Below are 21,129 nucleotides of genomic sequence, written 5' to 3' on the forward strand. Positions count from 1 at the left end.
ACCTTAAACCCACTTTCGTATTGAAACCTTGCATCGAGAGGCCGGCTTCCCTCTGGCGATGCTTTCTAAGCCCTGTTATGAGTGAAGTGGAACTCAGTTTTGTGTGGTTTCTACTGAACCGGGTCCTAGTATCGAGCGCTAGTTCTCAGCCCTTGTGCTTACTTACCAAAGCTTCCTTTATTATTACCTGGAAAATTTATTCACTAGGTTATGTTATTTTCGGGGGAGATTTCTCTGCTTTAGATGTTTTGATTTAGCCATAGGCGCTTATTAATATAAACTCAGCGCATTTAAAACTTTCCAAACATGGATTTTGTTTTGTCGACCTATTTAAGCCAGTGTCTTAAAGTATATTCGCTACTTCTTCCCTCTAACCCTCTCCAACCTTCAAAGCCACCACTACGTACGTATAACGTGAGCGGTATAGGTGCTTTCATAGCTGTGTTTGCTGAGTAAGCAGTTCACCTGGCACATTGACTGAGGAAAAGTCTTCTTTCTGTGGACCTTCGTGTAAGTCACGATAGTTTTAATAATTATCTGGTACTTTTTATTCTAAAGGTGTACGCTTCACATCGAATATTTTTTCGACAGTAAATCATGTTATATCTCTTGTTTAAAAGCTTTGTAAGAAGGCTGAACTCCGTGCAAAAAACGCGATGAAGTGTTGCTCGGAGTCTTAAATTAATCTTCATCAGGTGTTTTATGTGTGGGTAGCTTCGCTGAAGTTATACGCAGGAGCTTGTACACCTGATAAAAGAGAAGAGATGGCCGGTGATATTTCATCATCGGCCTTTTTGTATCTGTTAAGCAGCTACAAAGCATTACCCAGTATTGAAATAAGGGCCGGTATTGATCACCGGCCCTTTTTTATTTGGTTGAAAACATGAGTATTTTACAAGTTAAAAATTTGTCTTATCAGATAGCTGATAAGACGTTATACAACAACGTGACCTTTCGTATTAACGTGGGAGAGAAAATAGGTATCACCGGAGCGAATGGCGTTGGAAAAAGCACCTTATTAAAATTGCTTTTCGGTGAATTATCTGCAGATAAGGGCTGCATTGAATGGTTACCAAACCTTGAGGTGGGGTATTTAGAACAACATTTTAAGATCGATAATGTGCTGACAGTTCATGAGTGTTTAAAGGGCTCTTTTGAGAGTTTATACGCTGCCGAGCAGAAGCTTTGGACTTTGTATCAGGCGATGACCGAGTCTCACTCTACATCTCTTTTAAGCCAAGTCGCTCGGCTACAGGCATATTTAGAAGATGAAGACTTCTATGCAATTAATACCAAAATTGAACGAGTTGCTGTAGGTCTTGGTATTTATCAATTTGGCTTAGATACACCGCTTGTCTCGCTAAGTGGTGGTCAAAGACACAAAGTCCTTTTAGGCAAGTTGTTACTTCGCAACCCCGATGTGTTAATTCTTGATGAGCCGACAAACTATCTTGATGCTCCGCACATTGAATGGCTAGTCGCGTTTCTCAATGATTACATTGGCACCGTTTTACTGGTTTCTCATGATATTGATTTCCTTAATCAAGTAGCGACCAGTGTTTGTGATATTGATTATCAAACGGTTCGAAAATACAGCGGTACTTATGTCAAAGCAATGCAGCAAAAGCAGCACGACGGTGCTTTATTAGAAAAGCAATATAAGGCTCAGCAAAGTGAAATTCGAAAGTTAGAGAAATTTATTGCCCAAAATGGTGCAGGAGTTAACGCCAGTCTTGCTAAAGGGCGTAAGAAGAGACTGGATAAAATCGAACGTATTCAACTGAATCATGTAGAGAAAGTATCGACGTTTGACTTTGCTTACCAGCCCATTGAGCAACCGAATGTGATTGACGCAAAAGCGTTGATGATCGGTTATCAGCAGCCTCTGCTTCCAGTATTTGATATCACGTTAGCGCGCGGGGAAAAGTTGGTTGTTGCTGGCTTTAACGGCGTGGGTAAGTCGACCTTACTTAAAACCCTGATGGGGAAGATCGAGCCACTCTCTGGTGAGGTGGTATTGGCAAAAGGTGCAATGATTGGTTATTTTTCTCAAGATTTGTCTTGGCGCCATCCTCAGAACACGCCTGAACAGGAGCTGTGCTCTTGTGCGCCAACAATCTCAAGCAAAGAGTCACGCAAGCTATTAGCTCGCTTTGGGATCACGGGGGATAAGACGCAGCGCCACTTAGATACATTGAGCGGTGGTGAGCAAACTCGGGTGAAACTGTGTTGTTTATCGGTTCAGAAATGCAATGTTTTGCTGTTGGACGAACCAACAACACATTTGGATAGCAGCAGCAAAAATGCGCTTAAAGAGGCTCTCCAGCGCTTTTCCGGTAGCGTGATTGTGGTATCTCATGAGAAGGCATTTTTGCAATCTTGGCCTGATAGAGTTTTAGATATTTCGTTGCTCACTTGTGCTGAATCGAAAACAGAACAGGAGGTGGAGCTATGATGCAGTCCATGATCCTATTTCTCGTTGCTTTTCTTGTTGGTGCTGATGAGTTGATGCTTGGATCTATTCTTGAACCCATCGGAAATGATTTAAGTGTTCAACCGAGTCAGGTTACCTTATTTATTACGGCATATAGTTTAGCCATAGCAATTTGCACTCCTTACTTGGGCCGTTTATCAGACCGAGTTGGGCGTATTCGTATCATGGTGCCTGCTTGCTTTGTATTTGGGGTTGCGTCTATTACGACGGGCATAGTTCATGATTTTGAACTTGCTATTGCAACTCGAGTGATCACTGGTATTGCAAGTGCAGGCATGTTACCAATTGCATTCGCGTTAGCGGGAGACGCGAAGGGTAATAGAGCGATGCGTCAAATTGTGATGGTTCAGGCGGGATTAACGCTAGGTATGATAACTAGCCCGGCGATCGGAGCATTGTTGACCCAGCTTTTATCATGGCGTGCCGCTTTTATTATTTTGGGCGTGGCGGCTCTTTTTGTCGGTGCCATGAGCGTAGTGTCCATGAACAACAAGCATAATGAGTCCAAGAAGTCAGATACTCTGCCACCTATCACAGACGTCATTCATCTTCCAGGCGCGTTGAGGGCGATTCTAGCGATGTGTTTAGGCCTAGGGGGAGGTATTGGTGTATTTAACCTGATAGGCCTTCATATTCGAGATACCAGCGAGTTGGCGCTCGGTTGGGTGGGCGCTATTTATGCTGCTCTAGGGATCGTGAGTGTGGTTGGAAATATGTGCGTGGGGAGAGCTTGCCGTTGGCTTGGTAGCTCTCGAGCTGTTATGCGAGTGGCTTTAATGGTGTGCATACCTTGCAGTGCATGGGTGTTCTCAAGTGAGATGAGTACGGTTACCGCTTATCTTCCAGCTCTAGTGCTCTGGTCTCTTGCTGGAGGGGTTGGTTCTCCGGCATTACAAGCACATATCGCAAGCTTATCTGATGAACATCGAGGTGTGTTAATGTCTTTTGGAATGAGTATGATGCACTTTGGTGTCGCGATTTGGTCTGCCTTGGCGGGCTTCGCGTATTCTGTAGGCAATGAATGGGTCGCTTTCGTGGCTTTGCTATTGTTTGGCTCAGCAGTAGTTATCTTAAAGCCAGTTGGTAATACTGAACAAAGTGAGCGTTATTCGTAGTGTTTTAGTAGATAAAGAAAAGCCGTTACCTAAAAAGGTAACGGCTTGTTCCAAATACTTTTTGAAAAACGGTCTTAGTTCATGCCGTATTTCTTAAGTTTCTTGCGAAGAGTACCGCGGTTGATACCCATCATAGTTGCTGCGCGAGTTTGGTTACCGCGAGTGTACTGCATGATAGTATCTAGTAGTGGCTGTTCAACTTCAGCTAGAACTAATTCGTATAGTTCTGTTACTTCCTGGCCGTTTAGTTGAGCAAGGTAGTTTTTAAGAGACGCTTTAACAGAGTCACGTAAAGGCTTCTGAGTAATCTGGTCTTGTGACGTTACTGTAGTTACTGTTAATGCTTCTGAAGTCAGATTTTGTTCGAACATATTCGGTCTAGCTCTTCTCTTAATTATGATGCAACGTTATCAAAATAACCTTCTAACGCCTCAATTTGCAGCGGAGCTGCGTCGATAGCGTTGAAGGTACGGCGAAACTCACTTGCCTGTTCATGCTCTTTCAGGTACCACCCAACGTGCTTGCGCGCGATACGTGGACCTAAGAACTCCCCATAAAACTCATGCAGAGCATTTACATGACCAAGCATAATGGTTTTCACTTCCTCAGTTGGAAGTTCCTCCATTGTGGTGCCGTTTTCCAAATAGTGATGGATTTCCTGGAAAATCCAAGGACGACCCTGGGCAGGGCGTCCAATCATTAAAGCGTCCGCACCGGTGTACTCCAGTACAAATTTGGCTTTCTCCGGGCTATCGATATCACCGTTCGCGATAACCGGAATTGAAATCGCCTCTTTTACCGCTTTAATGCTGTCATATTCGGCCTCACCTTTGTACATACATGCTTTCGTTCTGCCATGCAGAGCAAGAGCTTGTATGCCGCAGTTTTCGGCTAATTTAGCGATCTGGACACAGTTCTTGTTGTCTGTATCCCAGCCAGTTCGAGTCTTTAACGTTACAGGAACGTCCACTGCATTCACGACCGCTTTCAAAATCTCTTCGATAATGTTTGGGTATTGAAGCAGAGCAGAGCCCGCTAGCTTCTTATTCACTTTTTTTGCCGGGCAGCCCATGTTGATGTCGATGATTTGTGCACCGTTCTCAACACTGAATTGAGCTGCGTCCGCCATAAGCTGTGGATCGGAACCCGCAATCTGTACAGAGCGAATGCCCGATTCGCCCTCGTGTACCATGCGCTGTTTCGACTTTGACGTTCCCCATAGTTTTGGGTTAGCAGACATCATTTCACTGACGGCCATTCCCGCACCATAGCGAAGACACAACTCGCGAAACGGTCTATCCGTTACACCAGCCATAGGGGCTACGATTAGATTGTTCTTAAGTTGATAGTTTCCGATTTTCAAAACGTCATCACAGTTCTGTACCAGCAAGGGCGCGCATTTTACGCATTTTTTCACTGCGTGAAAAGACTAATATTTGAGCATTTACAAATTGTTTTTGTAAATTGTATGAATTTCAAACAATTAGCTCTGAAAACCTTGTCTAGCCTTGCTTACGACCAGAGATGCGACACCATTCACTTTGCTCAACAATCGGGTCAATGTGAAGCTCGTCACGGTAATAGTTCGCAACATCTTCAGCTTGAGTGTCTAATACGCCGGACATAGCGAGGTCGCCATTTGGCTTAACTAGTCCTTTGATGATAGGTGCAAGTTCACGTAAAGGTCCCGCAAGGATGTTGGCCACAACGACGTCAGCGACGAGACCTTCTGGTTGATTTTGCGGTAAGTAAACTTCTAGTTTGTCTGCAACGCCATTACGCTCAGCATTGTCTTTTGAAGCAAGCAGGGCTTGAGGATCAATGTCGATCCCTATCACTTTTTCAGCGCCCAGTTTGATCGCTGCGATCGCAAGAATACCTGAGCCACAACCGAAGTCGATAACGGTCTTACCGCTTAAGTCCATGCTTTCTAGCCACTCAAGACAAAGTGCTGTTGTAGGGTGAGTACCCGTACCGAATGCAAGGCCTGGATCCAACATAACATTAACAGCGTCAGGATCTGGAATGTCGCGCCAGCTTGGACAAATCCATAAGCGTTCACCAAATTTCATTGGGTGGAAGTTTTCCATCCATTCGCGTTCCCAGTCTTTATCTTCAAGCTGTTCTACTTTGTAAGCAAAATTGTCAGCCAGCATATTGCTCGCTTTAATTTGGTCGATGATGAAGTTAGTGTCTGCTTCTGCATCATACAGTGCCAGAATATCAGTATCGCCCCATAAGCGAGTTTCGCCAGGTAGAGGTTCGAATACAGGTGTATCCTGCGCGTCTAAGAATGTAACAGACAGCGCGCCAGTCTCTTCCATTAGCATATCGCCGATTTGCTCAGCGTTTTCATTGGTCGCGTTGAGTTTGATTTGAATCCAAGGCATTGGTTTTTGCTCTTAAAGTGAATGAAGTGGCGCAGAGTTTACCAGAACTCTACGATTTGTTTGAGTATATACCCAAATAAGCCGATTTATATGTTGAGCCGTTCGCGTACATATAAAACAAAAATGCCCACGGGAGTGGGCATTTTTTAAGACGTTTGCTTAGGTTTATTGTAAGCCAAGCTTCTTCTCTAGGTAGTGGATGTTTGCACCACCGTGTTGGAAGTTTTCGTCATTCATGATGGAGAATTGCAGTGGTACGTTAGTTTTGATGCCTTCGATGATCATCTCACCCAGTGCGTTCTTCATACGTGCAATCGCTACATCACGGTTCTCACCGTAAGTGATAAGTTTACCAATCATTGAATCGTAATGAGGTGGTACTGTGTAGCCTGTGTAGATATGAGATTCCCAACGTACACCCATACCGCCAGGAGCGTGGAAACGCTCGATCTTACCCGGAGATGGTAGGAAGCGCTCAGGGTCTTCTGCGTTGATACGACACTCAATCGCATGGCCACGGATCTTAATATCATCTTGAGTGAATGACAGAGGCTGACCCGCTGCAACACGAAGCTGTTCTTTGATTAGGTCGATGCCAGTAACCATCTCTGTTACTGGGTGCTCTACCTGAATACGAGTGTTCATTTCGATGAAGTAGAACTCACCGTTCTCGTATAGGAATTCAAACGTACCTGCGCCGCGGTAACCGATCTCGATACATGCACGAGTACAGCGTTCACCGATGTACTTACGCATTTCTTCGGTGATACCAGGTGCTGGAGCTTCTTCCACTACTTTTTGGTGACGACGTTGCATTGAACAGTCACGCTCACCAAGGTGGATTGCGCCGCCTTGACCGTCAGCAATAACCTGAACTTCAACGTGACGAGGGTTTTCTAGGAATTTCTCCATGTAAACCATGTCATTGTTGAACGCCGCTTTTGCTTCAGCACGTGTCATTGCAATGGCTTGGATAAGGTCTTTCTCTGCTCGAACAACACGCATACCACGACCGCCGCCGCCGCCAGATGCTTTGATGATTACTGGGTAACCAATGCGCTTAGCAAATGCTTTGTTTTTCTCTTCGTCATTGTCTAGAGGGCCGTCAGAACCCGGTACACAAGGAACGCCTGCTTTCTTCATTGCATTGATAGCAGATACTTTATCGCCCATTAGGCGGATAGTGTCTGCCTTTGGACCAACGAAGATGAAACCACTGCGCTCAACTTGCTCTGCGAAGTCTGCGTTCTCAGACAGGAAGCCGTAACCTGGGTGGATAGCCACAGCACCAGTCACTTCTGCTGCAGAAATGATGCGTGGAATGTTTAGGTAGCTGTCGATACCACGAGCAGGGCCGATACATACGGTTTCGTCTGCGAGTAGTACGTGCTTAAGATCGCGGTCCGCTGTTGAGTGAACAGCGACGGTCTTAATACCTAATTCTTTACAAGCGCGAAGAATACGAAGTGCAATTTCACCTCGGTTCGCGATGACTACTTTGTCTAGCATAAGGCAAGCCCCGCTTATTCGATTACAACAAGAGGTTGGTCGAATTCAACTGGTTGGCCGTCTTCAGCTAGGATTGCTGTAACAACGCCAGATTTGTCCGCTTCGATTTGGTTCATCATTTTCATTGCTTCAACAATACATAGAGTATCGCCAGCATTTACTTTCTGACCCACTTCTACGAATGCTTTAGAGTCTGGGCTTGGAGAGCGGTAGAAAGTACCAACCATTGGAGAAAGAACTTGGTGACCTGCAGGTGTTGCTGCTGGAGCTTCTGCTGCTGGCGCTTCCGCTACTGGTGCCGCTGCTACTGGAGCAGGTGCCGCCGCTGGAGCTGCTGCGTAGTGAATTGGTGCTTGAGGGGCTGCAGTGCCATGACGGCTGATGCGCACTGACTCTTCACCTTCAGAGATCTCTAGCTCAGCAATGCCAGACTCTTCAACTAACTCAATTAGCTTCTTGATTTTACGAATATCCATCTTTTCTTTCTCTTTTATCTTGTGATTAAGACAACCCTCGTAGGGTTGCAGAGTGTTAGGGTTACTTTGCCTGTAGCTTATTGATCGCTGCAGACAGAGCAAATTCATAACCTTGTGCGCCTAAACCGCAAATCACACCCTCTGCTTTATCTGACAGGTAAGAGTGATGACGGAATGGTTCACGTGCGTGCACATTTGATAAGTGCACCTCAATAAATGGGATGGCGACGCCAAGTAATGCATCTCGCAGCGCCACACTAGTATGAGTGAAAGCCGCTGGATTGATGATGATGAAGTCAATCTTGCCATAGGCAGCGTGAATGGCTTCAATCAGTTCGTACTCTCGATTTGATTGTAGGTGTTCCAGTTCTACCCCAGCGTTATGGGCTTGCTCTGTAAGAGTATCCACAACTTGAGCTAAGGTACTGTGACCATAGTGTGTCGGTTCGCGCAGACCCAATAGATTAAGATTTGGTCCGTTTAGAACAAGAATCCGTGACTTTGCAGACATTGTGTTGCTATCTTCCCTTATCGTGAGTGGAACGTTTATATTCCCAAATATACGATAGTTCAGCACGATTTTTTTGTTAAAACCGAGCAAATTTTAAAAAATCGCCCAAGATTATAGCTAATTCATAGCAATTAGCAGCAATTTACTGGTCTAATCTCCTAATAGCCACTCTCGTTTCTGTAACCAAGTTAACAAAAACAACATAATTGCCATATTTTTTGTGTGGCCAATTTGTGCACTAAAGCAAAAAACCGCCATGAGTGATGGCGGTTTTTAAAGTGCTTTTAAAACAGTTGGTTGAATTTATGCCAATTCTGCTTTCTCTGCGATAAGTTTATCTACAACGCTCGGATCGGCAAGCGTTGATGTGTCTCCGAGGTTGCTAGTATCACCCGTTGCAATTTTACGCAGGATTCGACGCATGATCTTACCAGAACGAGTCTTCGGTAAGGAATCCGTCCAGTGCAGTACATCTGGTGTTGCAATTGGACCAATTTCTTTACGCACCCAATCTTTCACTTCTTTGTGTAGCTCTGCTGACGGGAATTCACCATCGTTCAAGGTAATGTAAGCGTAGATAGCTTGGCCTTTGATATCATGCGGAATGCCCACAATAGCGGCCTCAGCAATTTTATGATGTGCGACAAGAGCCGATTCTATTTCAGCGGTACCCATGCGGTGACCCGACACGTTTAGTACGTCATCAACACGGCCCGTGATCCAGTAGTAACCGTCTTCGTCACGACGAGCCCCATCACTAGTAAAGTACATTCCCTTAAAGGTTGAGAAGTAGGTCTGTTCAAAGCGCTCGTGGTCGCCATAAACAGTACGCATCTGACCTGGCCATGAATCAAGGATCACCAAGTTACCTTCTGCTGCGGTTTCTTCAATGATGTTGCCCATGTTATCAACCAGTGCAGGTTGGACTCCGAAGAATGGTCGAGTTGCTGAGCCTGGTTTTAAATCTGTTGCGCCTGGTAGTGGTGCAATTAAGATACCGCCGGTCTCTGTTTGCCACCAAGTATCAACGATAGGCGAGCTCTCGTTACCAATCGTTTTGTAGTACCACTCCCACGCTTCAGGGTTGATAGGCTCACCTACTGAACCCATCACACGTAAGCTTGAACGAGATGTCCCTGCTACCGCTTCGTTACCTTTTGCCATTAGTGCACGAATAGCGGTTGGCGCAGTGTAGAGAATGTTCACTTGGTGCTTATCAACCACTTCACTCATACGAGCCGTGCTTGGGTAGTTTGGAACACCTTCAAACAGAATGGTTTTGGCCCCGTTCGCTAGTGGACCATAAATTAGGTAAGTATGGCCTGTAATCCAGCCCACATCCGCGGTACACCAGAAGGTTTCTCCTGGTTGATAATCGAAGACATATTTAAAGGTCATTGCCGCGTAGACGAGGTAACCGCCTGTAGTATGTAGTACGCCTTTAGGTTTACCTGTCGAGCCAGATGTGTAGAGGATGAACAGCGGGTCTTCGGCTTTCATCTCTTCTGGTGGGCAAACGTCAGAAACGTTGGCTGTTGCTTCGTGCCACCAAACATCACGGTGTTCATGCCATTCAACATCACCACCTGTACGTTTAAGCACGACGACTTTATTGATGGTTTTTACGTCTGGGTTGGTTAGTGCTTCATCCACGTTCTTTTTCAGTGGAACAGCGCGTCCGCCACGTACGCCTTCGTCTGCGGTGATCACGACTTTAGCGTCAGAGTCGATGATACGGCCGGATAGCGCTTCTGGTGAGAAACCGCCAAATACTACGGTGTGAACCGCACCAATACGGGTACAAGCGAGCATAGCCACTGCAGCTTCTGGCACCATTGGCATGTATAGACACACCACGTCGCCCTTGCGTACGCCTTGCTCTTTCAATGCGTTGGAGAATTTACACACTTCTTTGTGCAGTTCGTTGAAAGTGAGTGTTTTGTCGTCGGCTGGATCATCGCCTTCCCAAATGATGGCGACGTCATCCCCGTGTTCTGCAAGATGACGGTCAATACAGTTAGCCGAGACGTTCAGTGTGCCATCTTCAAACCAGCGAATATCAACATGGCCAGTGTCGAAAGAAGTGCTTTTTACTTTGGTGAAAGGTTTGATCCAATCAACGATTTTGCCGTGTTCGTTCCAGAAGCCCTCTGGATCGGTTACCGACTGCTGATACATGGCTAAGTAAGTATCATTATCCGCGTGTGTATGAGTTTTAATATTTTCTTTTACCGGATAAACGTGGGCTTCGCTCATGGCTTCTCTCCTTGTGCCTTATTTCTCGGCCTTACACCAATCTAGATAAGATTTTGAATATATTTTTGTAGGGCTGTTTTTTGGTTCTAAATAACTTGGTCGTGGTAATGACGACGTTGTGCTTATAACTGTCAGTCACCGCGCGTATTTCCACAATTAGACTTTAGGATGAGAGTGATAGAAGCGCCGGGAAATCGCTGAAACAAAAGTATTTCTGGGAGCTAGGTCAACTGATTTTTATGTATACGGTGCGGTTAGGTTGGGTAAATCGCCTTTCGTTAAGCGGACAAAGACCAAAGCGGCAGAAATCGCGTCTTGCAAGGCGTCGTGTTTGTCTTGGATAGGAAGTTCGAGGTGTTTACAAATGGCATCCAGACTTAAGTCGAAATAGGCATTCGGCAAATGTCGTTCCAACTTATCGTGATAAATCTGACTGACCTCGATGAGTGGGTTAGGAAGTGGGAAGCCAAGTTGCCTCAGACAAGCAAGGTCTAAGATCTTTTTATCGTAACGAATGTGATAGCCCACAAGTGGTCGGTTGCCGATAAAGTCGAGCAGCTCGAGCAGCGCCTCTTTTTCACTGATGCCATCGACTAAGTCTTGGTGGCGAATTCGATGGATCTTGACCGAGCCAGAGTCGAGCGATTGCGGCGCGCGTAAGCGGACTTCAAATGGTTGACTGGTGATGATGCGGTTGTCGATGATCTTGGTGGCTGCAATAGTCACCAGCTCGGCGCGATTTGGGTCAAGGCTGGTGGTTTCGCAGTCAAGAGAGACGTATTCTGTTTTATCTGGCGTGCAAAACAGCGACTGATAAGGCGAGCCTTTCAATTTGTAATGCCAGTATTTGCGTTGTAACCAGTTCATTGCTTACGCCTCTGTGATTTATGAAAATCAGGGTTAATCACGAATTTGATAATGGAAGCCTAAAAATTGCTTAAATTTCTTCACCACATGTAAGCTGTGGCGAAGCAAATCACGCTCAGTTCTATCCAGTTGTTTAATATCAATGTTATTCAACGCTTCTTGCTTTTTGAGTTGCTGATTGAGGCGAAGTTTAAAGAACAATTTCAGTGCTTCGTTGAGATTATCTGCCGTTTCGGATTCTAAGATGCGCTTATTTCTCAGAGCTTCAATGCGCTCAAACGTGTTCTTCTCCTCAATGGCATATTCCAAAGACAAGGTGCGAATGCCGTGTACAATTGGGAAAATACCGCCGCGTTTAATGTCCAATCCGTCTTTAGCACTTTTTACGTTGCCAAATAGAGTTAGGGGCACAGAAAACTGCAAGGCAGGGCGAGTAAAATCAGACAATATCAACATGCGATCTTTCATTGTGTCACGAAGATGCGCCGCAATTGGAGCCAGCAGCTCGCAATTCCCAGCAACAGCATGGGCGTCACTGAAAATGGCTAAGTCCATGATTTGTTCTGGTTCGGCTTTAGCTATCCAGTGGTTTAGGGTGCTTATCCATTCTTGCTGTGTTTTGACCCACTTCGGGTTGTTAACCATCACTTTGCCAAGGCAAAGTGGATAACCGAGCTGTTGTAGGGTGTGTGTGAAGGATTGCATCACTTGTTCGCAATGAGGCCATTCCAGACCATCTTGAATAATCAGGGCATTGTCTTGATCAGTTTTGAGAATTTGCTCTCCTCGGCCTTCAGAGCCGAGTACGATCAAGCAACAATGGTCGTGCAAGGCTGGTGGTATCACTAACTCGAACGCTTTCTCGATAATTTGTTCGTTTACGGCTGAGATAAGCTCCATGATGAAGCGAGTGCGGATGCCGTTTTTCAATAAGCTCTCGACCAATTGACGTTGGCGGTTTGAGGCCAAAGCGAGCTCTTCCACGCTGCTTGCTCGAGCAATACTGAGCGTTAACACGTGAGAGTGGGTTGAGAATGCGCTGAGAATTTGGGTCATATCCAGCATGCCGACAGCTCTGTTGCCTTCACATACCATGAGGCGTTTCATTCTATTTCTGGTCATTGTGATCATGGCGTTGAATAGAAAGTCTCCATCATCAACGTGATAAACAGGAAAGCTCGCGATCTCACCCACTGGTGTGTCGAGCGCGCAACCATCTATCATCACAGAATGCAGCATATTAGTACGAGTCACTATTGCGTACGGGTGGGCTGATGGCCATTTTTCCAATCGTGGATCATCGCCATGGAGTTGAACCAATGCAGCGTCAATCCCATTTTCTTTTAAGGAACGTGTTACCTCGTTAATTGGTGTATTTGGTTCAAGGATCATCGGTGGGTGATAAATGCTGCGGTCAACTTTAGTGAGAATAAACTCCGCTAAGTTTTGCTGTTGATGGGCCGCTTCGATGAGCTCTTGCCGTTTCGATAAATTGTTATCGAAATAGGCTGCAAACTGGCCATTTTCGTTGTAAAGGGCAAGGAAAATTTCTTTCGGCAGTAGGTAAGAGAGCGTGTCCTCAAGCGCGATGTAGTGATGACGTACCTTGTCTTCAAGTAACGAGCGTACATCGAACATATCGTCGTTGGCATAATGTGCGAACACTTCCTGTTGATCGTTGGAGCGCTCTTCTACCGCGCCTTTGATCAGAATATGTAAGTGGGGGTTCTTCTGTCCGCAGGATAAAATAACATCTCGAGCTCGATAGTAGGCGACGTCCAGAGACGATCGCAGTCGCGTTTGTTGTGCTTCAGTTAAGCGATCGAACGGTGGAGATTGCATGTTAAATTTGTCAGGCATGAGAACACCCAATAATGATGGAAGGAACACTCTCTAAGTCTGACAAATTTCTTACCGGAAGCCAGACGACTTTGGTCTAAATTACGATGTTTTCGCTTGAAGATGCCAAATGTCGCAAAGTTAGTATTCCATCGAGGAAACGATAAGTTTCTTATTCTTCCCTTTTTATAATACGCATGGCGATCCATAATTCCCGGCTCGAACGTTGGTGTTCCCGTTTTAGGATATTAGTAATGTTGAAACCTTCTCCGTATGGCTGGATTTCCCAGTACTTTCTCGGATTCTTCTTTGCGTATGGCGTGTATCTGCCATTTTGGTCACTTTGGTTTAAGGATCAGGGCGTATCTTCGACAGATATCGGTTTGCTGGTCGGGTTAGGCCTTGCGACACGTTGTGTTGCCAATATCGTGATCACCCCACGAGTACACAAAGTCGAACATCTTATGCCTGCTTTACGTTGGTTGAGTTTCGCTGCCCTCCTTTTTGTTGGATTTCACTTTTTTACGGGTGGTAGCTTTTGGTTAATGGCACTAGCGACAGTGTTGTTCAATCTTTGTTGTGGACCGATTATTCCGTTGTCGGACGCGATGGCAAATTACTACGCTCGCCTGAAAATGCTCGATTATGGCCGCACGCGGCTATGGGGTTCGATCGCCTTTATCGCAGGCTCGACGGCAGTGGGCTACCTGGTGGCTGAATTTGGCTCCGATATGATCTTGTACACTGCGATGTTCGGCGTGTTTATCTCGTTGCTGTTTGCTATGCGACCGACTAACCCAATGCCTGTAACGCACGGTGGGCAAAGCGCAGAACGTCCAAAGCTGACCGCTCTTTTGACCGACAAGCCGATACTAAAATTCTTAGTGTTGGTGTCACTAATTCAGGGCAGTCATGCGGCTTACTACGGCTTTAGTGCGATTCACTGGAAGGCCGCTGGTCACTCGGAAGATGTCATTGGCTACTTGTGGAGCTTAGGAGTGGCCGCAGAAGTGGCAGTGTTTGCATTGAGTAAGCGCTTATTCGTAGGTTGGTCAATACGCGCGCTGTTTATTGCTGCTGCCGTTGGTGTAATGATGCGTTGGGGTATTACGGCGTCGACAACATCAATTATTGCTTTGGTGGTTGTTCAACTATTGCATGGTGTGACTTTCGCTACCGCACACATTGCCGCGATCCAATATATCCAAAACTCCGAAGAAAATAAGATCGTAGCGTTGCAAGCGTTGTATAACGCGATTCCGTTGGGCGCATTTATCGCGTTAATGACCGTATTGAGTGGCTGGGGTTATGAGCACTGGGGATCGCTTGTGTTCTGGGGCATGGCCGCGATGGGGTTATTGGCTCTGTTCATCAAGCTTGATTCGCAAGACCCACATCAGGTGGTTGATGTATCAGACAAGCCACTTGAAACACAGAATTAGACTTATGTAACAAAGGTTAAAAACTAAGCTTTGTCTCCGTTATCAAAGCAGTGTTAAATGAAACCTCTCCCTCATGGAGAGGTTTTTTTATTCTCTTGCTTTAAAAGTAGCAAGAAAGGCAAGAAAGGCAAGAAAGGATATCGGATGCAAGGATGGCTGGTGGTTCCCGTTTCTTTAGCGTATTTGGGAGCTTTATTTATCATCGCGTGGTACGGCGACATTCAGAAAAGGTGGCTAGCGCGCTGGCGGCCTTGGATTTATAGCCTTTCCATTGCGGTGTACTGTACATCGTGGACCTTCTACGGCACGGTCGGGCAGGCCAGCAGTAATCCTTGGTCTTTCTTGCCTATCTATATTGCTCCCATTTTAGTGTTTACCATCGGATGGCGCGTTTTAGCTCGGCTTATTTTGATTGCTAAACGGGAACACATCACGTCGATTGCTGACTTTATCGGAGCACGCTACGGTAAATCCCAAGGTTTGGCCGTGGTTGTTACGCTCATAGCGGTTGCGGGAATTTTGCCGTACATCGCTTTACAGCTGCGTGGTATCACTATGGGGCTTGAAATCATTGCTCCGGAGCTGGCTACTGATTTTGGTTATCAAAACGATAGCGTGTCGTGGTTTGTTGTGGTCGCATTGGCGATTTTTACGATGCTATTCGGTACCCGCCACATTGATAACACGGAACACCATCGTGGGATGATGATGGCAATTGCCTTCGAATCCATTATCAAACTGCTGGCTTTTTTAGTGGTTGGTGTTTTCATTGTTTGGTTGGCGATGAACACCGAGAATTTGAGCTTAATTGATGTTGCCGCACAGACGTATCAGTCACCAAATATCCCGACTATATTGATTCATACTGTACTCACGATGCTGGCGATCGTTTGCCTTCCGCGACAATTCCATACGATGGTTGTGGAAAATGAACGTGCTCAAGATTTGCACGTGGCTCGTTGGTTGTTCCCCATTTATCTGATCTTAATGGGGATTTTTGTTTTACCTATTGCGTGGGTAGGGCAAGGTCTCTTGAGTGGCGCTTCGCCTGATACTTATGTCATCAGTGTGCCGATGTCGGTAGGGGCGAGTGAAATCGCCTTACTTGCGTTTCTAGGCGGTACTTCAGCGGCAAGTGGCATGGTTATCGTATCGACGATTGCCTTAGCGATCATGGTCTCGAATGACTTGGTTATGCCATTGCTATTGCGTCGCATGCGACTGACGCAGCGTAACCATCACCATTTTTCTGAATTATTACTGCGGATCCGCCGTGGTTTGATATTAGTTTTGTTGATTGGCGCGTGGTGTTTCTATCAAGCGTTGGACACTATTCATTCACTGTCTGCTATCGGCTTTCTCTCGTTCGCGGCTATCACGCAATTCGCTCCTGCGCTGGTTGGCGGTATGTATTGGCGTCAAGGGAATAAGAAAGGTGTGTATGTTGGCCTCGCGGTGGGTTTTGCTACCTGGTTGATTACGTTAATGAGCCAAACAGACATGCTTGCCGGAGACGCCAGTAATAACTTCCTGATCTGGTTGATTACGCCACCAGAGGTATTGGCTAGTTTTGATATCGCGATTTCAGATTGGGGGATGATCCTCAGTGTGGTCGCTAATGCAGTGTGTTTTGTTGTGGTTTCTATGGCTACCCGACCAAGCCTAAGTGAGCGCTTACAATCGGCATCATTCGTTGGTACACCGCTGCCTGAAAGCGAAAATATGAGTCTGTACCAGAGCCGCGTTACGGTTGCAGAACTGGAAATGCTAGCGTCTAGATTTGTAGGACGAACGCGAGTTAAAGCGGCGTTTCAAGCCTACTGGAGCCAGCAACGAGAAGAGTTGATGCCGAATCAACAAGCGCCATCTTCTCTGATTCGGCATACGGAGCGTGTGCTAGCAGGGGTATTTGGAGCATCTTCTGCTAAGTTAGTACTTACTTCCGCTCTGCAAGGAAGAAACATGCAGCTTGAAGAGGTGGCGACTATCGTCGATGAAGCCTCTGAACTGTACGATTTTAGTCGGGGTTTACTCCAAGGCGCGATTGAGCATATTGGACAAGGTATTGCGGTCGTCGATAAGCAACTACGCTTGGTAGCGTGGAACCAACGCTATTTAGAACTCTTTGAATTTCCGCCAGGCCTGATTCAAGTAGGTCGACCGATTGCGGATGTGATTCGGCACAATGCAGAGCAGGGGTTGTGTGGCCCTGGTGACCCTGATGACCACGTTCGTCGCCGTGTTTATCACCTTGAGCAAGGGACTCGGCACACCTCTTCTCGGGTTCGTCCCGATGGTCGCGTGATAGAGGTGCAAGGTAACCCAATGCCAGGTGGTGGCTTTGTGATGAGCTTTACCGACATCACCGTATTCCGTGATGCAGAGCAAGCACTGAAAGACGCCAACGAGACATTGGAAGAAAGGGTACGTCTGCGGACTCGAGAATTAGAACAACTCAACAAGCAGCTGGTGGAAGCGACGCAGCGCTCTGATTTGGAATCGAAGTCCAAATCACGGTTCTTGGCGGCAGTAAGCCATGACTTGATGCAACCGCTCAACGCGGCGCGTCTATTCGCATCTTCACTATCGGAAGTCGCCAAAGACAGCGAAGCCAAAAAGCTGTCAGCACACATTGAAAGTGCTTTAGAGGCTGCCGAAGACTTAATTGGAGATTTGCTGGATATCTCGCGTTTGGAATCGGGCAAGTTGGAAGTCAACGTGCATGGCTTTGCGTTAAATGATGTGTTATCGAATTTGAATGCTGAGTTTAGTGCGTTAGCCAAACAGCAAGGTATAGAGTTCACCATGATTCCGTCCTCACTCATGGTTAAGTCGGATCCCAAACTGCTGCGCCGTGTGGTGCAAAACTTCCTGACCAATGCGTTTCGTTATAACCCGAATGGCAAAGTCGCACTCGGTGTTCGCCGCGTGAAAGGGCGAGTGCGTATTGATGTATGGGATAATGGAGTGGGGATTGAAGAAGAGAAGCAGCAAGAGATTTTTGAAGAGTTTAATCGCGGAACTCAAGTTCGTTCCGACCAAGGTCTCGGACTTGGTTTGGCGATTTCGAAAGGAATTGCTCAGGTACTTGGGCATGAAATTTCGATGCGCTCTTGGGTTGGAAAAGGCAGTGTTTTTTCCATCACCCTAGATAAAGCTGATCATGTTCAGCCTCATCCAGTTCACGTGGCAATGAGTAAGCAATCTGAACTTGGTCATCTGAGAATCCTATGTGTCGATAATGAGCCTGACATTCTAGTCGGCATGGAAAACTTACTTTCCCGATGGGGCTGCGATACACGAGTTGCGATTGATTTAGTTGAAAGTCTACAAGCGCTTGAGGATGGTTGGATTCCGGATGTAATTTTCTCCGATTACCGACTTGATGATGGTCGTACTGGTTTAGAAGTGCTACAGCAATGCCGCCTGAGATTAGGCCACAGCTTTGAAGGCGTCATCATCAGTGCAGATCGTACCGATGATATGCTTGATGGCATCAAAGCAAATGGGTTCAGCTTTATTGCTAAGCCAGTTAAGCCGCTTAAGTTGCGTTCGGTGCTCAATCGAGTCGCTTAGGATTGGAGTGTTTGAAAAATCGCTATAAAAGAGACCTCCGAATGGAGGTCTCGATGTTTGTAATCTTAGTTGATAGGCTGAGTTTGCCGTTTATTCTGCGACGCCGCCTTGGGTCAGTTTGGCTGGATTAAGCAATCGCTCTAGTGTGGCTCTATCCAAATCAGTTTCTTCTTCCGCGACATCAATAATCGCGCGTCCCTGTTTGTAGGCTTTTTTCGCGACTTCTGCCGCTTTTAGGTAACCAATGACCGGGTTGAGAGCCGTGACCAAAATAGGGTTTTTGGCGAGTGCTACATCCAAGTTATCTTGGCGAACTTCAAACGTCGTAATGGCTTTGTCAGCTAAAGCGGTTGCGCTGTTAGAGAGTAACTCGATGCTCTCCAATACGTTATGAGCAATAACTGGCAGCATGACGTTAAGCTGGAAGTTGCCCGCTTGGCCTGCGACGGTAATGGTGGTGTCATTACCAATGACTTGCGCTGATGCCATCGCTGCGGCTTCTGGGATCACAGGATTTACTTTGCCAGGCATGATGGAAGAACCCGGTTGCAAGCCTTGTAATTCAATCTCACCTAAACCAGCCAATGGGCCTGAATTCATCCAACGAAGATCGTTTGCGATCTTCATGATCGCAACTGCTGCTGTTTTGAGCTGTCCCGACAGAGCGACGATCGCATCTTGACTGCTTAAATTGAAAAAGAAGTTATCACTGGCCGTGAACTGAATACGAGTTGACTGGGTTAGGTTGCTAGCGAATAAGTCTGCAAAGCGTGGATCGGCATTGATCCCCGTTCCAACCGCCGTACCACCTTGGGCTAAGGCTTTTACAGCAGGAAGTGCTTGTTCAATCGCTTGTTTTGCGTGCTCGATTTGGAACTGCCAACCGCCAAGTTCTTGAGCAAAGGTAATTGGCATCGCGTCCATTAAGTGGGTGCGACCGGTTTTTACAACATCTTTCAATGCTTGCTGTTTAGACTCTAGTGTTTGGCTGAGGTGTGACAGTGCCGGGAAGAGCTGTTTTTCAATGGCTAATGCTGCGCTAACTTGAATGGCCGTCGGTACCACATCGTTGCTGCTTTGCCCCATGTTGACGTGATCATTAGGGCTGACAGTGCCGCCTAGATGCTGGGAGGCCAGTGTTGCAATCACTTCATTCGCATTCATATTTGAGCTAGTGCCTGATCCCGTTTGGAACACGTCAATTGGGAATTGCTCAATATGATTGCCTTCGATAATTGCTTGAGCTGCGTCAGCAATCGCGTTGGCAATATCTCCTTCAAGCAGCCCTAGCTGTGCGTTGGTGAGTGCCGCAGTCTGCTTGATGTGTGCTAACGCTTTGATAAAACCAGATGGCATTTTATGTTGACTGAATGAGAAGTTATCGACGGCGCGTTGAGTCTGGGCTTGGTAGAGAGCATCTGCAGGGACCGTTACTTCGCCCATACTGTCAGTTTCTATGCGGAATTCGGTGCTCATGGTAGGGATCCTTTTGGTTAATCGAGTGAGATTTGAATCAGGCGTAATTGTTGTTGTAGTGCGAGAAATTTCACGTCGCCTTGTTCAAACTGGTAGTAATAGCGTTTGAGGCAGAATAATGGCGTATGGATAGAATCGAGACAGACACGACGGAAGATACGACTGCGAGTTGAGTCTTGAATTGCGTCTAGTAAATGGAAATAAACCTGACGTAAAAACAGCTCACACAACAATAGATTTTCTTCATCGGCATCGTGTTCATAACAGGAAGACAACACCATTCCCCAATGAATATAGTCATGAATCACGTCTGGCTCAAAGCCATGTGGTGCGGCGAGAAGGAATCTATCTTGGGCTTTAAAAAATGCGTTAAAGATGTCCCGTTTGTTGTCCATAACCACCTCTCATTGAATGTAATGATAATTATTATCAATTAACTTGTGGGTTGGCAACCCTTTTTAGAGTAAGAGGTTGTTGAAGAAAGACTTACGGAAACAAAAGCCGACGCAAAGGCGTCGGCTGAGTAGGAATTCATTTATGCTAAGTGAAACTAATTCAATGTCGTTTGAAGACCGGTGAATTAGCTTGTCACCGTTATTCAGTAAATAAGGTTTCGTACTTCACAAATGCGGTTTGTGTTTCACCATAATATAGTGTGCCGCCTGATTGAATGACGACTCTTAACCAGCTTTCTGCAGATGCAGGCTTTGGTAAGGTGATGTACCAGCTTTGGCCTGCTTGATCGGCGGGCTTCATATCAATCGGTTGAGCGTTTTTCTCTTTGTCACTCACAATAGAAACTTTAACCCCTTCTAGTGGGTAAGCGGCGTTGAGTGACAATTCTAAGTTATTTTTAGTGAGTTTTTCAGAGCGAAATTTCACTTTAAAATCGCCATTTTCCATATCACACAGACCACTGGTGTAACGACAATTAGACTTACTCGCGAGTTTGTAAGTTTCCCCTTCTTGCGCCGCGTGGGGTTTCTCGCTGAGGGCCATATCGGTACCGAAGTAAGCGATCAAAGAGAGAACTGGCGCAATCAGTAGAGCGAGAATAAAGTGCTTGTTTTTGAACATCTTGGCTTCCTTGCAACGACATACTGCGAATATGGTAACTGAAAAGTGAGAATAAAAAAGCCCCGGACGGCTGGTTCCAAACGGGGCTTTTGTGGTTTTGA

Annotated in this window: 16 protein-coding genes; 4 read left to right on the forward strand and 12 right to left on the reverse strand. The window is 46.2% G+C overall.

Annotated features, from left to right (window positions below; genetic code table 11):
- Nucleotides 1-883: 883 nt before the first annotated feature.
- Nucleotides 884-2,455 carry an ABC-F family ATP-binding cassette domain-containing protein gene (locus R7Z78_RS21890; protein WP_104975665.1) on the forward strand — a complete coding sequence of 524 codons (1,572 nt, stop codon included), beginning with the start codon at nt 884-886 and terminating at the stop codon, nt 2,453-2,455.
- Nucleotides 2,452-3,609: an MFS transporter gene (locus tag R7Z78_RS21895; protein WP_104975664.1), complete on the forward strand. Its 1,158-nt coding sequence runs from the start codon at nt 2,452-2,454 to the stop codon at nt 3,607-3,609. Before R7Z78_RS21890 ends, R7Z78_RS21895 begins: the two co-directional genes overlap by 4 nt.
- 74 nt (nt 3,610-3,683) lie before the next feature.
- Here R7Z78_RS21895 and fis read toward each other — a convergent pair whose 3' ends face one another.
- The 9 genes from fis to R7Z78_RS21940 form a co-directional block, all read right to left on the reverse strand.
- Nucleotides 3,684-3,980: a DNA-binding transcriptional regulator Fis gene (fis, locus tag R7Z78_RS21900; RefSeq protein ID WP_000462885.1), complete on the reverse strand. Its 297-nt coding sequence runs from the start codon at nt 3,978-3,980 to the stop codon at nt 3,684-3,686.
- A gap of 23 nt (nt 3,981-4,003) precedes the next feature.
- The gene (dusB, locus tag R7Z78_RS21905) at nt 4,004-4,972 is read right to left on the reverse strand and encodes a tRNA dihydrouridine synthase DusB (RefSeq protein ID WP_005382505.1); all 969 of its coding nucleotides are present in this window, start codon (nt 4,970-4,972) and stop codon (nt 4,004-4,006) included.
- Nucleotides 4,973-5,111: 139 nt separating this feature from the next.
- Nucleotides 5,112-5,999 (reverse strand): 50S ribosomal protein L11 methyltransferase, encoded by an 888-nt coding sequence (prmA, locus tag R7Z78_RS21910; RefSeq protein WP_005382507.1) that lies wholly within the window; start codon nt 5,997-5,999, stop codon nt 5,112-5,114.
- Between the two features lie 165 nt (nt 6,000-6,164).
- The gene (gene accC, locus R7Z78_RS21915; RefSeq protein WP_005382509.1) at nt 6,165-7,508 is read right to left on the reverse strand and encodes an acetyl-CoA carboxylase biotin carboxylase subunit; all 1,344 of its coding nucleotides are present in this window, start codon (nt 7,506-7,508) and stop codon (nt 6,165-6,167) included.
- A 14-nt stretch (nt 7,509-7,522) separates the two neighbouring features.
- On the reverse strand, nt 7,523-7,984 hold the full coding sequence (accB, locus tag R7Z78_RS21920) for an acetyl-CoA carboxylase biotin carboxyl carrier protein (RefSeq protein WP_005386355.1): 462 nt from the start codon (nt 7,982-7,984) through the stop codon (nt 7,523-7,525).
- A 61-nt stretch (nt 7,985-8,045) separates the two neighbouring features.
- Nucleotides 8,046-8,495, reverse strand: coding sequence for a type II 3-dehydroquinate dehydratase (gene aroQ, locus R7Z78_RS21925; protein ID WP_005382360.1), 450 nt, complete (start codon nt 8,493-8,495; stop codon nt 8,046-8,048).
- 303 nt (nt 8,496-8,798) lie between these two features.
- Nucleotides 8,799-10,751: an acetate--CoA ligase gene (gene acs / locus R7Z78_RS21930; RefSeq protein ID WP_005386359.1), complete on the reverse strand. Its 1,953-nt coding sequence runs from the start codon at nt 10,749-10,751 to the stop codon at nt 8,799-8,801.
- A 237-nt stretch (nt 10,752-10,988) separates the two neighbouring features.
- Entirely contained in the window at nt 10,989-11,618 is a 630-nt protein-coding gene (locus R7Z78_RS21935) for a 3'-5' exonuclease (RefSeq protein WP_005382363.1), read from the reverse strand.
- Nucleotides 11,619-11,651: 33 nt separating this feature from the next.
- Nucleotides 11,652-13,478, reverse strand: coding sequence for a DUF294 nucleotidyltransferase-like domain-containing protein (locus tag R7Z78_RS21940; RefSeq protein WP_017821769.1), 1,827 nt, complete (start codon nt 13,476-13,478; stop codon nt 11,652-11,654).
- A 233-nt stretch (nt 13,479-13,711) separates the two neighbouring features.
- Between R7Z78_RS21940 and R7Z78_RS21945 the strand changes: the two genes are divergently transcribed.
- Both R7Z78_RS21945 and R7Z78_RS21950 read left to right on the forward strand, forming a co-directional pair.
- On the forward strand, nt 13,712-14,899 hold the full coding sequence (locus tag R7Z78_RS21945) for a 3-phenylpropionate MFS transporter (RefSeq protein WP_042523701.1): 1,188 nt from the start codon (nt 13,712-13,714) through the stop codon (nt 14,897-14,899).
- A 144-nt stretch (nt 14,900-15,043) separates the two neighbouring features.
- Complete coding sequence (locus R7Z78_RS21950; RefSeq protein ID WP_054577283.1) at nt 15,044-18,475, forward strand: PAS-domain containing protein; 3,432 nt, start codon at nt 15,044-15,046, stop codon at nt 18,473-18,475.
- 90 nt (nt 18,476-18,565) lie between these two features.
- Here R7Z78_RS21950 and R7Z78_RS21955 read toward each other — a convergent pair whose 3' ends face one another.
- The 3 genes from R7Z78_RS21955 to R7Z78_RS21965 all read right to left on the reverse strand — a co-directional run bounded on the left by R7Z78_RS21955 (nt 18,566) and on the right by R7Z78_RS21965 (nt 21,028).
- Nucleotides 18,566-19,951: a class II fumarate hydratase gene (locus R7Z78_RS21955; protein WP_104975663.1), complete on the reverse strand. Its 1,386-nt coding sequence runs from the start codon at nt 19,949-19,951 to the stop codon at nt 18,566-18,568.
- A gap of 17 nt (nt 19,952-19,968) precedes the next feature.
- Nucleotides 19,969-20,346: a hypothetical protein gene (locus tag R7Z78_RS21960; RefSeq protein WP_005382370.1), complete on the reverse strand. Its 378-nt coding sequence runs from the start codon at nt 20,344-20,346 to the stop codon at nt 19,969-19,971.
- Nucleotides 20,347-20,545: 199 nt separating this feature from the next.
- Entirely contained in the window at nt 20,546-21,028 is a 483-nt protein-coding gene (locus R7Z78_RS21965; RefSeq protein ID WP_005382371.1) for a hypothetical protein, read from the reverse strand.
- Between the last annotated feature and the right edge of the window lie 101 nt (nt 21,029-21,129).

The organism is Vibrio sp. 1167 (assembly GCF_033340375.1).
Classification (GTDB): domain Bacteria; phylum Pseudomonadota; class Gammaproteobacteria; order Enterobacterales; family Vibrionaceae; genus Vibrio; species Vibrio alginolyticus.

What these genes read in the sequence shown, in the direction of transcription:
- R7Z78_RS21945 (WP_042523701.1), top strand. Translation starts at nt 13,712, where the DNA reads ATGTTGAAACCTTCTCCGTATGGCTGGATTTCCCAGTACTTTCTCGGA.
- R7Z78_RS21940 (WP_017821769.1), bottom strand. Translation starts at nt 13,478, where the DNA reads ATGCCTGACAAATTTAACATGCAATCTCCACCGTTCGATCGCTTAACT.
- R7Z78_RS21955 (WP_104975663.1), bottom strand. Translation starts at nt 19,951, where the DNA reads ATGAGCACCGAATTCCGCATAGAAACTGACAGTATGGGCGAAGTAACG.
- aroQ (WP_005382360.1), bottom strand. Translation starts at nt 8,495, where the DNA reads ATGTCTGCAAAGTCACGGATTCTTGTTCTAAACGGACCAAATCTTAAT.
- R7Z78_RS21950 (WP_054577283.1), top strand. Translation starts at nt 15,044, where the DNA reads ATGCAAGGATGGCTGGTGGTTCCCGTTTCTTTAGCGTATTTGGGAGCT.
- acs (WP_005386359.1), bottom strand. Translation starts at nt 10,751, where the DNA reads ATGAGCGAAGCCCACGTTTATCCGGTAAAAGAAAATATTAAAACTCAT.
- prmA (WP_005382507.1), bottom strand. Translation starts at nt 5,999, where the DNA reads ATGCCTTGGATTCAAATCAAACTCAACGCGACCAATGAAAACGCTGAG.
- R7Z78_RS21890 (WP_104975665.1), top strand. Translation starts at nt 884, where the DNA reads ATGAGTATTTTACAAGTTAAAAATTTGTCTTATCAGATAGCTGATAAG.
- fis (WP_000462885.1), bottom strand. Translation starts at nt 3,980, where the DNA reads ATGTTCGAACAAAATCTGACTTCAGAAGCATTAACAGTAACTACAGTA.
- R7Z78_RS21895 (WP_104975664.1), top strand. Translation starts at nt 2,452, where the DNA reads ATGATGCAGTCCATGATCCTATTTCTCGTTGCTTTTCTTGTTGGTGCT.
- R7Z78_RS21960 (WP_005382370.1), bottom strand. Translation starts at nt 20,346, where the DNA reads ATGGACAACAAACGGGACATCTTTAACGCATTTTTTAAAGCCCAAGAT.
- R7Z78_RS21965 (WP_005382371.1), bottom strand. Translation starts at nt 21,028, where the DNA reads ATGTTCAAAAACAAGCACTTTATTCTCGCTCTACTGATTGCGCCAGTT.
- accC (WP_005382509.1), bottom strand. Translation starts at nt 7,508, where the DNA reads ATGCTAGACAAAGTAGTCATCGCGAACCGAGGTGAAATTGCACTTCGT.
- R7Z78_RS21935 (WP_005382363.1), bottom strand. Translation starts at nt 11,618, where the DNA reads ATGAACTGGTTACAACGCAAATACTGGCATTACAAATTGAAAGGCTCG.
- accB (WP_005386355.1), bottom strand. Translation starts at nt 7,984, where the DNA reads ATGGATATTCGTAAAATCAAGAAGCTAATTGAGTTAGTTGAAGAGTCT.